Consider the following 16056-nt stretch of genomic DNA (forward strand, 5'->3'; position numbering starts at 1 on the left):
GAGGTCAGCCCTTGACCGCGCCGAGCATGACGCCGGAGACGAAGAAGCGCTGGACGAACGGGTAGATGACCAGGATCGGCAGGACGGTGAGCACGATCGTCACCGCCTGGATGTTGGCCCCCACCTGCGTCACCTCGGCGGCTGCGGCGCCGTAGGAGTCCGCGCCGGTCGCGCCGGCGATGAGGTTGCGGAGATAGACCGTCACGGGGAACAGGTCAGAGCGGTCCATGTAGAGGAACGCCGAGAACCAGGAGTTCCAGAACGAGACCGCGTAGAACAGGATCATCGTCGCGATGACCGCCTTCGACAGCGGCAGCACGATCCGCCACAGGATGCCGTAGGTGTTCAGGCCGTCGATGGCGGCGGCCTCCTCCAGGTCCTGCGGCAGGCTCTCGAAGAACGCCTTCATGACCAGGAGGTTGAACACGCTGATGGCGTTGGGCAGGACGATCGCCCAGATCGAGTTCTTCATGCCGAGGCTGGTGATCAGCACGTAGTTCGGGATCAGGCCGCCGGAGAAGAACATGGTGAAGACCGCGACACCGACGAGGAACTTGCGGCCCTTGAGGTGCTTCTTGGCCAGCACGTACGCGTAGCACGTGGTCATCACCATCGCGATGAGCGTCGCGACGACCGTGTAGACGACCGTGTTGCGGTAGTTCGTCCAGAACATCGGGTCCGACGCGACGATCCTGTACGTCGTCAGGTTGAACCCCTTGGGAACGAGGTTCACCTCACCCGCGGCGATGGCGCTCTGCGAGCTGAACGAGCGGGCCAGGATGTTGGCGAACGGGTATAGCGTCACCACCACGACCAGCGCCAGGACGACGCCGTTGAACCACTGGAAGACGCGGTAGCCCCGGGTCATGTCGTGCGTTGTCACCACAGGCTCGTCCCAACTGTGCGGCGGGAGATCACATTGGCCGAGAGGATCAGCACCAGGCCGACCAGCGCCTCGAACAGGCCGATCGCGGCGGCGTAGCTGAAGTTGCTCGCCTCCAGGCCCATCCGGTACACGTACGTCGAGATCACGTCGGCCGTCGGGTACGTCAGCGGGTTGTACAGCAGGAAGACCTTCTCGAAGCCCACCGCCATGAACGTGCCGATGTTGAGGATCAGCAGCGTGACCGCCGTCGGCCGGATGCCCGGCAGCGTCACGTGCCAGATCTGCCGCCACCGGCCGGCGCCGTCCATCCTGGCGGCCTCGTAGAGCTGGTCGTCGATGGTGGTCAGCGCGGCCAGGTAGAGGATCGTGCCCCAGCCGACGGTCTGCCAGACCTCAGAGCCGACGTAGATCGTCCGGAACCAGTCCGGGTCCTGCATGAACGAGATCTTCTCGCTGCCGATGTAACCCAGGAGCGCGTTGATCGGCCCGTCGATCGAGGTGATCTGCATGACGAGACCGGCCACGATGACGATCGACAGGAAGTGCGGCAGGTACGTCACCGACTGCAGGAACCGCTTGAGCGCGCGCTTGCGCACCTCGTTGAGCAGCAGGGCCAGCACGATCGGCAGCGGGAAGCAGAAGAGCAGGGTCAGCCCGCCGAGGACCAGCGTGTTGGTGAACACGTTCCAGAACGTCGGGTCGTTCAGGAACAGCTTCACGTAGCGCAGGCCCACCCACTCTTCACCGAAGATGTTGCCGCCGGGCTCGAACTTCCTGAAGGCGATGATGTTGCCGATCATCGGCGCGTACCGGAAGACCAGGAAGAACAGCAGCGGGAGGACTGCCAGCGAGTAGAGCTGCCAGTCGCGGCGCAGCGCCCGCCCCCACGAGCTGCCGCCCTGACGCCGGCGGCGACCCGCCGCCAGCTTCGTCTCCGGCGGCTGCGTCTCGGTGGGGGTCAGGGTCTGGGGTGTGCTCATCCTCGGCCCTCCGGGGGGTTGCGGTCGATGTGCGCCGGCGCCTGGAGCCGCCGCTCGTGGCCGACCTCACGCTCGGAGCCGGTCAGGCGCAGCGGCAGCGTCGCCACCGCGTCCGCGCACGAGCGGCCGAGGCGCAGCTCGACGTCGCCCGGCTCGACGATGCGCCGGCCGTGCACCCCGGTGAACGACGTGACGTCCGCCGGGACGGTGAAGGTGACCCGCGCCGACTCGCCCGCCTCCAGCGGGACGCGGGCGAACCCGATCATGCGGACCACCGGCCTGGTCGTCTGCGCCACCGGGTCGTGCAGGTAGAGCTGGACGACCTCCGCGCCCGCGCGCGTCCCGGCGTTGCGGACCGTCACCTGGACGGTCACCTCGCCGTCCACCGCCCACTCCGCCGAGCTGGCGCTCGCGTCGCTCCACTCGTAGACGGTGTAGCTCAGGCCGTGCCCGAACGGGTACGCGGGCGTCGGGTCCACCGACGAGACGTCGGAACGGCGGCCGAGCGGCGGAGCCAGGTACGTCGCAGGCAGGCCGCCCGCGTCGCGCGGCACGCCGACAGGCAGGCGGCCCGTCGGGTTCACGGCGCCCGTCAGCACCTCGGCCAGCGCCTGGCCGCCGCGCTGGCCGGGGAAGAAGCCGAACAGCACGGCCTTGGCCGCGGCCACCTCGTCGCCCAGCGCGTACGGGCGGCCCGCCAGCAGCACCAGCACCACCGGGGTGCCGGTCGCCAGCACGGCCTGCACCAGGTCGGCCTGCACGCCGGGCAGCCGCAGGTCGGTGGCGTCGCAGCCCTCGCCGGAGGTGCCGCGCCCGAACAGCCCGGCCCGGTCGCCGACGGCCAGCACGACCACGTCGCTGCTTCCCGCCAGCTCGACCGCCTCGGCGAAGCCGTCCGTCTCCGCGCCGGAGATCGTGCAGCCCCGCGCGTAGGCCAGGCCGGGGACCAGCTCGGCGAGCGACTCGCGCAGCGTCGGCAGGTCCAGCCCGAGCCCCTGCTCGGGATGCGGGCCCACGTGGTTGGGGAAGGCGTAGCAGCCGAGCATCGCCATCGGGTCGTCGGCGACGGGGCCGATCAGCGCCACCTTCGCGGCGGGGCTCAGCGGCAGGACGGCGTCGTCGTTGCGCAGCAGCACGATCGCCTCGCGGGCCAGCCGCAGGGCCAGCTCCTGGCTCTGCTCGTCGTCGAGCCGCACGTCCTCGGCGGGGCCGGGCAACGGCTGCCAGCCCTCGTCCAGCAGGCCCTGCTCGGCCTTCTGCACGAGCACCCGGCGCAGCGCGCGGTCGATCAGCGCCTCGTCCACCGAACCGGCCTTGACCGCGTCCACCAGCGGAGCGCCGAACGTGTCGACCGTCGGCAGCTCGACGTCGATCCCGGCCTTGAGCGCCAGCCCGGCCGCCTGCCCGCCGTCGCCGGCCACGCCGTGCAGCCGCTCCAGGAAGCGGACCGAGAAGTAGTCGGCGACCACGGTGCCCTCGAAGCCCCACTCGTCGCGCAGCAGGCCGGTCAGGATGCTCTCGTCGGCCGCCACCGGCACGCCGTCGATCTCGGCGTAGGAGTTCATCACCGAACGGGCGCCGCCCAGGCGCAGCGCCATCTCAAACGGCGGCAGCAGGACGTCCGCCAGCTCACGCCGTCCCATCGCGACCGGCGCCAGGTTGCGGCCGCCGCGCGAGTTGGAGTACCCGGCGAAGTGCTTGAGGGTGGCGACGAGGCCCGCGCCCTCCAGGCCGCGCACGTACGCGGCGCCCAGCGTCCCGACGAGGTACGGGTCCTCGCCGATCGTCTCCTCGGTGCGCCCCCAGCGGTAGTCCCTCGTCACGTCCACCACCGGGGCCAGTCCCTGGTGAATGCCCGCGCGGCGCATGGACCGGCCGATCTGGCCCGCCACCTGCTCAAGCAGCTCGGGGTCGAAGGAGGCGCCCCAGCTCAGCGGCGCCGGGTACACGGTCGCCCGCCAGGCCGCGAAGCCCGTCAGGCACTCCTCGTGCACCTGCGCCGGGATCCCGAACCGGCTGGCCCTGACGATCTCCGCCTGCGACGCCGCCAGCGAGCGCGCGCCCGCCACGGGATCGACCGGGGCCGTCCCGAACGGGCGGGTGAGCTGGCCCAGCCCCTGACGGATCGCGTCGTCCCACTCGGGGCCGGCGCCCATGTCGGTCTGGTGCGGAGCGACGCCGCCGCCCGACGCGTCAGCGCCGACCCACACCCCGACGAGCTGGGCGATCTTCTCCTCCAGGGTCATGAGCGGGATGAGCGCGTCGGCCCGCTCGGCGGGCGACAGCCGGGCGTCCCGCCATGGCTCGCTCTCGCCGCGCGTCGAGCTCGTGTCGATTGGTTCCTGGCCCCTCATGCCATCCCTTCGGCCATGACGGCGCCGTCCGCGGCGAGAGCGGGGGGTGTTACGCGGGGGTGACGCCGAAACTTTCAAGCAGATCTGTTTAATATTGCGGCAACATAAGGGGCCGGTTGAATCGTGTCAAGAGTGGGGCCAACCTGCTATGTTGCAGATCCTGCCGACGGGCGATCCGGGCTTGTCACGGAGCTGATCCGGCTCGGCGGGGCGATAAATTTCCCGAAACTTTCGGAAGGGTGGGCGAGAGGTCGCCGCGCTGGGAGGGGACGTCGACATGCAGACTACAGGGGTGGGAGGTAAGGGGCTTTTGCGGGCTTCGTGTCGTTTTTGCGGTCATGTGGAGCTGCCTGCTGTGGGCCCCTGCTTCGACGCGAGCGCCTCTGCCCGCCGGAAATGCTCGGCCGCCTCGCCGTCGCGTCCCAGGGCCGTGGCCAGGCGGCCCAGGTATCGGGCGACCGGGCCCAGGGTGAGCAGGCCGCTGCCCGCTCCGGCCAGCTCCGCCTGGGCGGGGAGCAGCCGGTCGTAGAGGCGCTCCATCGTGCGGTGGTCGGCCGTTTCCAGCGCGGCCACGGCGTGCAGGCAGGTTCTCGCCTCCAGCAGGAGGTCGTTCGGGGAGTCGGGGATCGTGCGGGCGGCGGCCGTCGCCTCGTCGTGGCGGCCTTGGGCGAGGAGGATCAGGGGGCGGGTCCAGCTCTCGTAGGGGCCCCAGCCGGCATCCGCGAGGCCGGCGAGATCAGCGCCCGCCACCCGAGCCACGCCCGCACCCACTGCCCCTTCCCGAGCCACGCCCGCACCCACCGCCCCTTCCCGAGCCACGCCCGCACCCACCGCCCCTTCCCGAGCCACGCCCGCACCCACCGCCCCTTCCCGAGCCACGCCCGCACCCGCACCCGCACCTGCGCCCGCGCCCGCGCCCGCCAAGCCTTCCGGGGCCACGGCCGCGCCCGCCAAGCCCTCCCGAGCCGCGGGGGCGCTTGACGGGCCTTCCTGCGGCAGCCGGTTCTCGGCCACTTCCAGGCACAGCAGGGCGAGCGGCAGCATGCCGTCCTCTACGCCCGGCATCCCGGTGCCGCTGAGCCGGGCGGCGGCCGCGCGGTACGCCTGCCCGGCCGTGTCGTCGCCCGTGATGGTGCGGCGGAGGGCCGCGTACCAGGTCGTGAACACGCCGACCAGCGGAAGGTCGTACCGCTCCGCGATGCGATCGGCCGCGGCGGCGTGGTGGTCGGCGGCCTCCAGGTCGGCCAGCGCCGCCGACGACTGCAGCAGGATCAGGTGGCCGAGCACCTCGAACGTCGCCAGCCCTTCATCCCCTGCCGCCAGCCGAACCAGCTCCTCGCCGATCGCGGCCCGCTCCGGGGCTAGGCCTGCCCGGTGGAACGTCTGCATGTACCGGCCGTTGAGCGCGTAGGCGAGCAGGGTGCGGTCGCCCAGGCGGCGGGCGATCACCTCAGCCTCCCGGGCCGCCTCGTCGCCGCGCGGGCCGGGGTCGGCTCGGCGTTCCATGGCGATGGTGATCAGAAGCCTGGCCCGTTCTGCGGCGTACGTGTGCGGCGTCCCTTCCTCGGCGGGCAAGGCGGCCAGGGTGCGTTCGGCGGCGGCGACGAGGCGTGCGGACAGTGCCGGGTCGTCGTTGGTGGTCCAGATGGCGGGCACGTCGAAGGAGCCGATCACTCCGGCCGTCACCAGCGGATCGCCGAGCGCCTCCGCCGCGTCCACCGCCTCAGCCCGGTACCGCCGCGACTCGCGCAACTCCCCGATCACCGCCAGCGCCCTGACCAGCCCCATGACGGCCTCCAACCGCACGACCGCCCCACCACCGGGGCCCGCCGAACCGGCTCCAGGGCCGAACAGACCGGGCCCAGGACCGAACGAGCCGGGTGCTTGACCGAACGGACCGGGTGCCAAGCCGAAGGGACCGGGTGCCGGACCGGACGAGCCGGGTGCCGGGGCGGTGAGTTGGTCGAGGGCCGTGAGTGCGGCGCGCCACAGCCGGGCCGCCTCGTGCGGCGCCGACCTGGCCTCAGCGCGCAGCGCCGCCGCCCGCGTGTAGTGGGCGGTACGGGCGGCACCCGCCCGGCCCTCCGCACGTACGCAGTGGTGAGCGATGGTCTCCACGTCACCGGGACGGATCCCTTCGACGATCCCGGCCGCCCGGGCATGCCAGCGGGCACGGCGGGCGAGCGTGACGTCGTCGTAGAGCGTCTCGTGCACCAGCGCGTGCGCGAACCGCAGCCGGTCCGCGTCCCGCTCCACCAGGAAGCCCGCCAGCAGGGCCGACTCCACCGACTCCAGCACCTGCTCCTCGTCGCCGGCCAGCGGGATCAGCACGTCCAGATCCACCTCCTGGCCGAGGACGGCGGCCTGCCGCAGGTGCGTACGAGCCGTCTCCGCGAGACCCGCGAGGCGGTGGCGGATGACGTCGCGGACCCCGGCGGGGACGGCGGTGTGCAGGGCCGCGTCGCCCTCGCTCTCCCAGAGGCGGACGAGCTCCCTGACGAAGAACGGGTTGCCCGCGCTGCGCGTGTGGATCGTCCGGGCGTCCCTGTCGCTCGCCGGGCGGCCGGTGATGGCCTGGACCAGCTCGTGCACCTGCGGCTGGGTGAGACCGCCCAGGTAGACGCGGGCCGGCTCGGCTCGGGCGGCCCTGCCCAGCGCGTCGGACAGCGCGGCGGAGATCTCCGTCGAGCGGTAGGTGGCGAGGAGCAGCACTGGGGCCTGGCCCAGGTCGGTGGCCAGGGTGGTGAGCAGGGCCAGGGTTTCCTCGTCCGCCCAGTGGAGGTCGTCGAGGACCAGGAGGAGCGGGGCTCGGTCGGCGATGGTGGTCAGGTGGGTGGTGATGGCGCGGTGGCGTTTGAAGCGGGCGGCCAGCGCGGTGGCCGGTGGCGTGTCTGGCGTGGCCGGTGGCGTGTCTGGCGTGGTGGCCGGGGGCGTGGTGGCCGGGGGCGTGGTGGCCGGGGGCTCGGTTGTGGGGAGGCGCTCGCTCAGCTCGGTCCAGGGCCAGGCGGAGGGGGCGCCCTGCACTTCCGGGCTGGCGCCCCAGGCGGTGGTCCAGCCGTCGGCTTCCAGGCGCCGGGTCAGCGTCCTGGCCAGCGCCGTCTTGCCCGCGCCCGCCGCGCCGGACACCAGCACGAGCCGCACCCGTCCCGACGCCGTGACGTGCGCCGCCACGGCTTCCAGCTCGGCCAGCTCGGTGGCCCGCCCGACGAAGGGGTGCTCGGCCGGTTCCAGCGGGCGCTCGGTGGGAGGCGCGATCGCGCGGGCGTGCGTGAGGGCGGAGAGCGGCGGCGCGAGTGGTGGCGGGCTGACGTGCGGGAACGACCGGGGGTGCGGGTGCGTGCCCGCATGCGGGATTGAACTGACGTGCGGCGACGAGCCGGCCTGCGAAGGCGAGCCACCCTGCGATGCGGGCGTCGGGGGCGGGTTGCGGTGTGCCAGCGAGCTGGGGTGCGGGGGCGGGTTGAGGTGTGCCGGCGAGCTGGGGTGCGGGGGTGGGTTGAGGTGTGGGGCTTGGGTGAGGATGTCGCTTTCGAGGCGCCGCAACCTTTCCCCCGGATCCACCCCCAGTTCCTCCCGCAGAACCTCCCGAGCCCGCCGCAACTGCCCCAGCGCATCCCCCTGCCGCCCCGCCCGGTAGAGCGCGAGCCCCAGCAACCGCCACCCGTCCTCCCGCAACGGATGCTCCGCGACATGCGCCTCCAGATCAGGCACGCACCCGGCCGCGTCACCGCAGGCCATGGCGGCTTCGGCCCGGCGCTCCACGACGAGCAGGCGCAGCTCGTCCAAGCGAGCGGCCTCACCACGCGCCCAGTCCAGGCCGGCGAACTCCGCGTAAGCGGGCCCCCGCCACAGCCCGAGGGCGGCGTCGAGGAGGGCATGGGCCCGGGCGGGCGCGCCGGTGGTCAGGAGGCGGGAGGCGTCCGTGAGAGCGGACTCGAAGCGCCAGGCGTCCACCGCCTCCGGGCCGGGGCGCAGCGCGTAGCCCGGCGGCGAGGTGACCAGGAGGCGGGACGGGGTGCGAGGAGGGCGGGCGGGTTCGAGGGCTTTCCTGAGCTCACCCACGAAGGTCTGCACCGCTCCGAGGGCGCCCGTCGGCGGCTCCTCCCACAGATCGCCGATCAGCCACGACACCGGCACCACCCGGCCCCGGGCAATCAGCAGCCGGGCGAGGACGGCGCGATGGCGCGGCCCCTTGAGCCGCGCCGGGCCGTGCTCGTTCTCGGCCGTCAGCGGCCCCAGCACCCCGAAAGTCACCATTTGACTCCCAACCTATCCGCCCGTGAGCGGTGGCCGTCGCGGCTGAGTCGTCGCTGATCAGGCGCTGATCGGCGCCCGGCAGGCTGGGCGCCGAACGATCGCGACCGACCAGGAAGGGCAACCGACATGGCTCCTCAGATCACCGGGTTCGTCCGCCGCCGCGTCACCGTGGCCGACGGCGTGGCGCTCAACGTCGCCGTGGGCGGCTCGGGCACCCCCGTCGTGCTGCTGCACGGCTTCCCGCAGACCCACCTCATGTGGCGGCACGTCGCCGCCGACCTGGCCGCCGACCACACCGTCATCTGCCCCGACCTGCGCGGTTACGGCGACAGCGACAAGCCGGCCGACACCGGCGGCCAGGCCTACTCCAAGCGCACGATGGCCGCCGACGTCGTCGCCCTGGCCAGGGCGCTGGGGCACGACCGGTTCGCGCTGGCGGGGCACGACCGGGGCGCGCTCGTCGCCGTCAGGGCCGGGCTGGACCATCCGGACGTCGTCACGCACCTGGCCGCGCTGGACGTGCTGCCGACGCTCGACTCCTGGGAGGTGATGCAGGGCAGGTCGGCGGCCGTGGGGTTCCACCTGTATCTGATGGCGCAGCCGCCGGGGCTGCCCGAGGCGATGATCGGCGGGGCGGCGGACGCGTTCTTCGGGTACTTCCTGGACCTCTGGGCGAACGACCCGAACGCTATCCCCGCCGACGTGCGGGCCGCCTATCTGAAGGCGTCCAGGGAGGCGGTCCCGTCGATCGTGGCCGACTACCGGGCGACGGCCACGGTCGACGTCGAGCACGACGAGGCCGATCGGCGGGCGGGCCGGAAGCTGGCCATGCCGGTGGCGGTGTTGCAGCAGGACTGGGGGGCGGCGCTCGGGTTCGACGCGGCCGGCAGGTGGCGGGCGTGGGCGGAGAACCTGGAACACCGGACGGTGTCGTGCGGGCACTTCATGGCCGAGGAGGCTCCGGCGGAGGTGGTGAAGTCGCTGCGCGAACTGCTCGCCAGGTGACGTCTTGATCCCTCCGGTAGACGGTCTACCATCTTCAGTATCCGGTATGGAGCTGATAGGCATGGCAGATCAGGCAGCGGCCGTCCGCCTGGAGGCCGTCTACAAGGCGTTCGTCCCACGGGGGCGTTCCGCGCAGCCGCTGCTCGCGCTGGAGGACGTGAGCTTCGACGCCCGGCCCGGTGAGTTCATCAGCCTCGTCGGCCCGTCGGGGTGCGGCAAGTCCACGGTGCTCAACCTCCTGGCCGGCCTGACGCAGCCGTCCGCCGGCCGGGTGCTGCACCACGGCAGGCCGGTGACCGGCGTCAACACCGAGGTCGGCTACATCACCCAGGACGACAACCTGCTGCCGTGGCGCTCGATGCTGCGCAACGTCGAGTACGGCCTGGAGCTGCGCCGCGTCCCCAAGGCGGAGCGGCGCCGCCGGGCCAGGGAGTTCATCGAGCTGGTCGGCCTCAAGGGTTTCGAGGACCACTACCCCCACGAGCTGTCCGGCGGCATGCGCAAGCGGGCCGGGATCGTCCGCACGCTCGCCTACGACAGCGACGTCGTCCTCATGGACGAGCCGTTCGGCCCGCTGGACGCGCAGACCCGGGTGATCCTCCAGGACGAGCTGCTCAAGCTGTGGGAGCTGCGCCGCCCGACCGTCCTGTTCGTCACGCACGACCTCGTCGAGGCCATCGCGCTGAGCGACCGGATCATCACGTTCACCTGCCGCCCTGGCCGCGTCAAGCGGGAGTACGAGGTGCGCCTCCCCCGCCCCAGGGACGTCTTCCACATCCACGAGGTCCCGCGCTTCAGGGAGCTGTACGACGCGCTGTGGGACGACATCCGCATGGAGATCGCGGCGACATGACGCTCAGGGACACCCGCGAGGCCCCGGGACCCGCCACCGCGCAGGTGCTCACCCTGGCGGCGGACCGGTCCAGGGCCGCGGCGGCCAGGGAGCGGCTGCTGGTGCGGTCCGGGATCGCCGGGCTGGGGGTGGCGTTGCTGGTGCTGTGGGAGTTCGTGGCGCCGCTGGTCGTGGAGCGCCGCTACGTCAGCGCCCCGTCGGAGGTGGCGGTGCGGCTGACCGAGCTGGTCGTGGACGGCGAGCTGTGGGGGCACATCAGGGTGACGCTGGTGGAGGCCGGTCTGGGCTACCTCATCGGCGTGGCGGTCGGGCTGGCGGCGGCGCTGGTGCTGGTGGCGGTGCCGGTGCTGGACGAGATCGCGGGGCCGTTCCTGGCGGCGTTCTACTCGATCCCGAAGATCGCGCTGGCGCCCATGTTCATCATGTGGTTCGGGCTCGGGCTGCTGCCGAAGGTGCTGCTGGCGGCGTTGATGGTGTTCCTGATCGTGCTGTCCAACACCGTGGCGGGGGTGCGCGGCATCGAGCCAGGGCTGGTCGAGGTGTCTCGGGTGATGGGGGCGCGGGGGGCGAGGCTGGTGCGGACGGTGATCCTGCCCGGTGCGGCGCCCGCCGTGGTGGCGAGCATCCGGCTGACGTTCTCACGGGCCATGGTGGGGGCCGTGCTGGGGGAGTTCATCGCGGCGACGCAGGGGCTGGGGTTCCTCATCGTACGGTCGTCGCGCCAGTTCGAGACGGCGACCGTGTTCGCCGGGATCGTGGTGGTGGCCGTGCTGGTGATGCTGGTCAACGCGGTGGTGCGGGCCGTCGAGGCACGGGCCCTGCCGTGGTGCGCGCAAGGGCCGCACGGATGAGCGAGCAGGCGCGCGGTGAGCGGGTGCCGGATGAGCAGGCGTCCAGCGAACATGCCCGTAGCGAGCAGGTGCCGGATGAGCGGGCGTCCAGCGAACATGCCCGTAGCGAGCAGGTGCTCAGCCGGCAGGTGGCCGAGCACGCGCGCCACCGCCGCGCCCGCCGCGCGGTCGTGTGGGCGGGCCGCCTCGGCCTGGCGGCCGGCGCGATCCTCACCTGGGAGCTCATCTCCGGCACTCTCGTCCGCCCGTTCTTCGTCAGCACCCCATCGGCCGTCGCGGAACGCCTCGCCACCTGGGCCGTCTCCCCCGACTTCTGGTTCCACGCCCGCTTCACCCTCACCTCGACCGCGCTGGGCTTCCTGTCCGGAGCGCTGCTGGGCCTGCTGCTGGCCTGGCCGCTGGCGTTGCGGCGGGTGGCGTACCGGGTGGTGGAGCCGTACTTCCTGATCGCGTACTCGGTGCCGGCGGTGGCGCTCGGGCCGGTGTTCATCCTCTGGTTCGGCATCGGGCTGACGCCCAAGATCGTGCTGGCCGCGTACTTCGTGTTCTTCGTGGTCTTCATCAACACGGTCGAGGGCATCAGGCAGGTGCCGCAGGGGCTGATCGACGTGACGCGCGTGATGGGCGGCGACCGGTGGGTGACGTTGCGGTCGGTGCTGCTGCCGGGCGCGTTGCCGTACGTGCTGGCAGCCTTCCGCGTCACCCTGCCCGCCGCGATGATCGGCGCGGTGGTGGGCGAGTTCATCGCCTCCAACCGCGGCATCGGCTATCTGACCAGGGCGGCGGCCGGACGGTACCAGACCGCCGGGGTGATCGCGGGCACGGTCGTGCTGGCCGCGATCGTCCTGCTGCTGTCGCTGGCCCTGCGTCCCCTGTCCCGTGTGCTGCGCTGGCGGCCCGAGGTCCGGCTGCGCGGTGAGGAGGTCTCATGAGAGCCCATATTGGAACGGTCGCGGTGGTCCTCGCGGCGGTGGCCGGCTGCGGCGGCGGGGCGGAGCCGGCGCAGGAGGCGAAGAAGATCACGATCGCGTCCGCGCCGAACGTGTTCCTGTCCGCCCTGTACGTCGCCCAGGACGACGGCCTGTTCGCCAAGGAGGGCCTCACGGTGGAGATCGTGGAGGTGGAGAGCGGCAACGACAGCGTCGCCGCGCTCGCCTCCGGCCAGGCCCAGTACGCCGACGTCGGCTTCGAGGACCTGGCCGAGCTGAGCAAGGCGGGCGACGACTCGGTGGTGATGGCGCACGACATCCTCAACCGGGTCACGCTCACGCTGGTCATGCGCAAGGAGGTGAGCGAACGCAAGAACGTCACGGCGGCCTCCCCGCTGCCGGAGAGGCTCGGGGCGCTCAAGGGCCTCAAGATCGGCATCACCTCGCCGGGCTCCCCCACCGACACCTACATGCGCTACTACCTGGCCTCGGTCGGGCTCGACCCGGAGCGGGACGTGGAGCTGGTGCCGCTCGGCGGCGGGTCCGCGCTGCTGGCGGCGCTGGAGAAGGGCCAGATCGACGCCTACCACCTGTCGCCGCCGACGCCGTACGTGGCCGCGGAGAAGGGGTTCGGCGTGGTGCTCATCGACGGGCCGAAGGGCGAGGTGCCGGAGCTGGACAAGTTCGACTACACCGCCTGGGCCACCTCCCGCCAGTGGGCCGCGGAGAACGCGGGGACGGCGGCCGCGTTCAGCCGCGTGCTGGCGCAGGCGACCGTCAAGGTGAAGCAGCAGCCCGACGCGGTGGCGGGCCAGATCATGGACGACCTGGGCAGCAGCGACAAGGCGACGGTGCTGCGCACCGTCAAGGCGATGAGCTCCGCGCTGTCCGACAGGGGTTGTTTCGACCCGGCGGTGGTGCGGCGCACGCTGGATGTCATGCTCAGGCTGAAAATCCTGGAGGAGAAGGCGGACGCGGCCGAGGGCCGCCTCTGGACGAACGAGTACAACGGCTGCTGAGGAGCGAGATGCGCATCATCAGGTACGACGACGCGGGCACGGTGCGGTGGGGGGTGATGGATCCCGACGGCACGGTGCGGGCCGCGACCGGAGACCCGTACACGGAGCTGGTCCCCGGCGACCCGGTGGGCGGCGAGGTGCGCCTGCGCGCGCCCGTCACCCCCAGCAAGATCCTGTGCGTCGGCCGGAACTACGCCGACCACGCGGCCGAGTTCGGCAACCCGGTGCCGAAGGAGCCGCTGATCTTCCTCAAGCCGCCGTCGTCGATCGTCGGCCCCGGTGACGCGGTCGTCTACCCGTCGCTGTCGGGGCGGCTCGACCCGGAGGCGGAGCTGGTCGTGGTGATCGGCCGCCCGGGGCGGCGGGTCAAGGCGGAGGACGCGATGTCGGTGGTCTTCGGCTACACGATCGGCAACGACGTCACGGCCCGCGACATCCAGAAGAGCGACCCGCAGTGGACGCGCGGCAAGGGCTTCGACACCTTCTGCCCGCTCGGCCCGTGGGTGGACACCGACTTCGACCCGTCGGACGTGCGCGTCACCTGCGCGGTCAACGGCGAGCTGCGCCAGGACGGCCGGACCAGGGACTTCATCTTCGACATCCCCGAGCTGATCGCGTACGTGTCGGCCTTCTCCACCCTGGAGCCGGGCGACGTCATCATGACCGGCACGCCGCCGGGCGTGCGCCCGGTGCAGCCGGGCGACACGATGACCGTGACGGTGGAGGGGCTGGGCGAGCTGAGCAACCCGGTGGTGGCGGAGGACGCCTGACCTCGCAGGAAACGGCGGTTAGGCGCCGCTTATAGTGGCAAGCGTGACGTCCGTCGTGCTCAAGCCCGGCCCGCCCGCGCGCACCGCGCACGCCTTCGTCTACGAAACGCTCCGGCGCGCGATCCTCGGCGGCGACCTGCCGCTCGGCTACCGGCTCGTGCAGGCCGACATCGCCGCCCAGCTCAAGGTGAGCATCACGCCGGTCCGCGAGGCGCTGCGCGACCTGGCGGGCGAGGGCCTGATCAGGATCGACGCGCACAAGGGCGCGATGTTGCGCGAGCCGGATCTGGCCGAGGTCAGGGAGATCTACGAGTTGCGCCGCATGCTGGAGCCCGTGTCGATCCGTAAGGCTGTCGAACGTATCACCGACGAGGAGATCGACCGGGCCGACCGGCTGCGGGAGCTGATGGAGGCCGAGCTCGACCGGGGCGAGTGGGTCGAGCTGAACCGGCAGTTCCACGCCGTCTTCAGCGACGCGGCCGGCTCGCCCCGGCTGCGCGCGATACTCAAGGGCCTGCGCGACGGCGCCGCCGTCTACGTGGGGCTGTCCCTGCGCGGGCAGGAGCGTACGCGCAGGGACGAGGCCGACCGCGACCATCGCGACCTGGTGACGGCGTTCAGGCGGCGGCACGCCGAGGAGGCGGTGAAGATCGTGCTGCGCCACCTCGACGCGACCATGCTCGCGCTCGAACGGCTCGCCTAACCGGTCTTGGCCCGTGGGTCGTCGTACTCGACCGCATAATCCTGCTGCGAGCGGTCCTTCAGCAGGTACGCCGCCACGACGCTGATCGCGGCGCAGATCGCCATGTAGATCGCGATGGCCATCGAGCTGCCGTACGTCGCGTACAGCCAGACAGCGATCAGCGGCGCGGGCCCGCCCGCCGTGACGGAGGCGAGCTGGTAGCCGAGCGAGGCGCCGCTGTAGCGCAGCCGTCCGGTGAAGCTCTCGGCGATGAACGTGGCCTGCGGCCCGTACTGGATGTCGTGGATGGGCGCGGCCAGCACGATGGCCAGGAAGACCAGCGCGGGGACGCGGGTGTCCAGCAGCGGCCAGTAGACGAACGACCAGACCACCATGATCGCGGCGCCGATGATGTAGAGCCGCCTGCGCCCCACCAGGTCGGAGATGAAGCCCCAGAACGGCACGGTGAACAGCGACACGACACCGGCCGCGATCACGTACGTGTAGACGTCGCTCGGCGCGAAGCCCAGCGTCTTGGTGGCGTAGGTGAGGATGAACACGGTGAAGATGTAGAACGGCGCCTGCTGGCCGGTGCGCAACAGCGCGCTGAGCACGATCTCCCGCCAGTTCATGGCCAGGACCTGCCGCACGGGCACCCGCTCGACCCTGTTCTCCGCGACGACCTTGGCGAAGACCGGCGTCTCCAGGATGCCGAGCCTGATGTACAGGCCGATGGCCGCCATCACGACGCTGAGCAGGAACGGGATGCGCCATCCCCAGTACGGGTCCATCGGCTCGAACACCTGCAGCGCCAGGTAGCCGAGCACGAGCCCGACGGGCACGCCGAACTGCGGCCAGCTCCCGAGGAAGCCGCGCCGCCCGCCCTTGGACTTGCCCCATTCGGTGGCCAGCAGCACGGAGCCGCCCCACTCGCCGCCGACGCTGATGCCCTGGAGCAGGCGCAGGAGCGTGAGCAGGATGCCGCCCCAGATGCCGATCTGCTCGTAGGTGGGCACCAGGCCGACGAGTGCGGTGGCGATGCCCATGGTCATGAGGGTGATGATGAGGGTGGCCTTGCGGCCGATGCGGTCACCGTAGTGGCCGAAGATCGCCGCGCCGATGGGGCGGGCGGCGAAGCCGCCGAAGTAGGTGCCGAGGGCCAGGAGGAGGCCCGTCGTCGGGTCGCTGGTGGGGAAGAACAGCTCCGCGAAGATGGTGCTGGCGGCGAAGCCGTAGAGGAAGAAGTCGTACCACTCGATCGAGGTGCCCACGGCGGAGGCGACCACCGCGCGGACCAGTTGCCGTCGTTTCTGCTGACCTGTCGTGTCGAGTCCTTGATCGACCATCTACCGCTCCTGGGGTAGGTCACGCGTTAACGGTGACGGTACATGATGCATCATCGATGGTCACCAGGGCTGAAAGCGCTGGTTCGGGCCGGTGCCGGGGCGGGTAGTGCAACCACTACGGGTT

12 protein-coding genes are annotated in these 16056 nt (G+C 71.7%); 7 read left to right on the plus strand and 5 right to left on the minus strand.

The window, feature by feature from the left end; all coding sequences use genetic code 11:
- Positions 1–4: 4 nt before the first annotated feature.
- From FXF51_RS27735 to FXF51_RS62030, 4 genes are all read right to left on the minus strand, one after another.
- The gene (locus FXF51_RS27735; protein ID WP_262379883.1) at positions 5–883 is read right to left on the minus strand and encodes a carbohydrate ABC transporter permease; all 879 of its coding nucleotides are present in this window, start codon (positions 881–883) and stop codon (positions 5–7) included.
- Complete coding sequence (locus tag FXF51_RS27740; RefSeq protein ID WP_148437603.1) at positions 880–1866, minus strand: ABC transporter permease; 987 nt, start codon at positions 1864–1866, stop codon at positions 880–882. Before FXF51_RS27740 ends, FXF51_RS27735 begins: the two co-directional genes overlap by 4 nt.
- Positions 1863–4220 carry a glycoside hydrolase family 3 N-terminal domain-containing protein gene (locus FXF51_RS27745; RefSeq protein ID WP_148437604.1) on the minus strand — a complete coding sequence of 786 codons (2358 nt, stop codon included), beginning with the start codon at positions 4218–4220 and terminating at the stop codon, positions 1863–1865. The genes FXF51_RS27740 and FXF51_RS27745 overlap by 4 nt, the downstream gene beginning before the upstream one ends.
- Positions 4221–4556: 336 nt before the next feature.
- Positions 4557–8477 carry an AfsR/SARP family transcriptional regulator gene (locus tag FXF51_RS62030; RefSeq protein WP_222871500.1) on the minus strand — a complete coding sequence of 1307 codons (3921 nt, stop codon included), beginning with the start codon at positions 8475–8477 and terminating at the stop codon, positions 4557–4559.
- 126 nt (positions 8478–8603) lie between these two features.
- On the opposite strand from FXF51_RS62030, the gene FXF51_RS27765 reads away from it, so the two are divergent.
- From FXF51_RS27765 to FXF51_RS27795, 7 genes are all read left to right on the plus strand, one after another.
- A complete protein-coding gene (locus FXF51_RS27765; protein ID WP_148437605.1) occupies positions 8604–9482 on the plus strand; it encodes an alpha/beta fold hydrolase in 879 nt (292 codons plus the stop codon).
- A 61-nt stretch (positions 9483–9543) separates the two neighbouring features.
- Positions 9544–10335 (plus strand): ABC transporter ATP-binding protein, encoded by a 792-nt coding sequence (locus tag FXF51_RS27770; RefSeq protein WP_148437606.1) that lies wholly within the window; start codon positions 9544–9546, stop codon positions 10333–10335.
- Positions 10332–11186 (plus strand): ABC transporter permease, encoded by an 855-nt coding sequence (locus FXF51_RS27775; RefSeq protein WP_148437607.1) that lies wholly within the window; start codon positions 10332–10334, stop codon positions 11184–11186. Before FXF51_RS27770 ends, FXF51_RS27775 begins: the two co-directional genes overlap by 4 nt.
- Positions 11183–12118, plus strand: a complete 936-nt coding sequence (locus FXF51_RS27780) for an ABC transporter permease (RefSeq protein ID WP_148437608.1) — start codon at positions 11183–11185, stop codon at positions 12116–12118. The genes FXF51_RS27775 and FXF51_RS27780 overlap by 4 nt, the downstream gene beginning before the upstream one ends.
- The gene (locus FXF51_RS27785; protein WP_148437609.1) at positions 12115–13134 is read left to right on the plus strand and encodes an ABC transporter substrate-binding protein; all 1020 of its coding nucleotides are present in this window, start codon (positions 12115–12117) and stop codon (positions 13132–13134) included. The genes FXF51_RS27780 and FXF51_RS27785 overlap by 4 nt, the downstream gene beginning before the upstream one ends.
- 8 nt (positions 13135–13142) lie before the next feature.
- A complete protein-coding gene (locus FXF51_RS27790; RefSeq protein ID WP_148437610.1) occupies positions 13143–13904 on the plus strand; it encodes a fumarylacetoacetate hydrolase family protein in 762 nt (253 codons plus the stop codon).
- A 43-nt stretch (positions 13905–13947) separates the two neighbouring features.
- Complete coding sequence (locus tag FXF51_RS27795) at positions 13948–14607, plus strand: GntR family transcriptional regulator (protein WP_148437611.1); 660 nt, start codon at positions 13948–13950, stop codon at positions 14605–14607.
- On the opposite strand, the gene FXF51_RS27800 is transcribed toward FXF51_RS27795, so the two are convergent.
- A complete protein-coding gene (locus FXF51_RS27800) occupies positions 14604–15932 on the minus strand; it encodes an MFS transporter (protein WP_148437612.1) in 1329 nt (442 codons plus the stop codon). The genes FXF51_RS27795 and FXF51_RS27800 overlap by 4 nt on opposite strands.
- Positions 15933–16056: the final 124 nt, after the last annotated feature.

It is taken from the genome of Nonomuraea sp. PA05 (assembly GCF_008086045.1).
In the GTDB taxonomy this organism is placed as follows: domain Bacteria; phylum Actinomycetota; class Actinomycetes; order Streptosporangiales; family Streptosporangiaceae; genus Nonomuraea; species Nonomuraea monospora.

What these genes read in the sequence shown, in the direction of transcription:
- FXF51_RS27745 (WP_148437604.1), bottom strand. Translation starts at nt 4,220, where the DNA reads ATGAGGGGCCAGGAACCAATCGACACGAGCTCGACGCGCGGCGAGAGC.
- FXF51_RS27790 (WP_148437610.1), top strand. Translation starts at nt 13,143, where the DNA reads ATGCGCATCATCAGGTACGACGACGCGGGCACGGTGCGGTGGGGGGTG.
- FXF51_RS27800 (WP_148437612.1), bottom strand. Translation starts at nt 15,932, where the DNA reads ATGGTCGATCAAGGACTCGACACGACAGGTCAGCAGAAACGACGGCAA.
- FXF51_RS27770 (WP_148437606.1), top strand. Translation starts at nt 9,544, where the DNA reads ATGGCAGATCAGGCAGCGGCCGTCCGCCTGGAGGCCGTCTACAAGGCG.
- FXF51_RS27775 (WP_148437607.1), top strand. Translation starts at nt 10,332, where the DNA reads ATGACGCTCAGGGACACCCGCGAGGCCCCGGGACCCGCCACCGCGCAG.
- FXF51_RS27780 (WP_148437608.1), top strand. Translation starts at nt 11,183, where the DNA reads ATGAGCGAGCAGGCGCGCGGTGAGCGGGTGCCGGATGAGCAGGCGTCC.
- FXF51_RS62030 (WP_222871500.1), bottom strand. Translation starts at nt 8,477, where the DNA reads ATGGTGACTTTCGGGGTGCTGGGGCCGCTGACGGCCGAGAACGAGCAC.
- FXF51_RS27765 (WP_148437605.1), top strand. Translation starts at nt 8,604, where the DNA reads ATGGCTCCTCAGATCACCGGGTTCGTCCGCCGCCGCGTCACCGTGGCC.
- FXF51_RS27740 (WP_148437603.1), bottom strand. Translation starts at nt 1,866, where the DNA reads ATGAGCACACCCCAGACCCTGACCCCCACCGAGACGCAGCCGCCGGAG.
- FXF51_RS27785 (WP_148437609.1), top strand. Translation starts at nt 12,115, where the DNA reads ATGAGAGCCCATATTGGAACGGTCGCGGTGGTCCTCGCGGCGGTGGCC.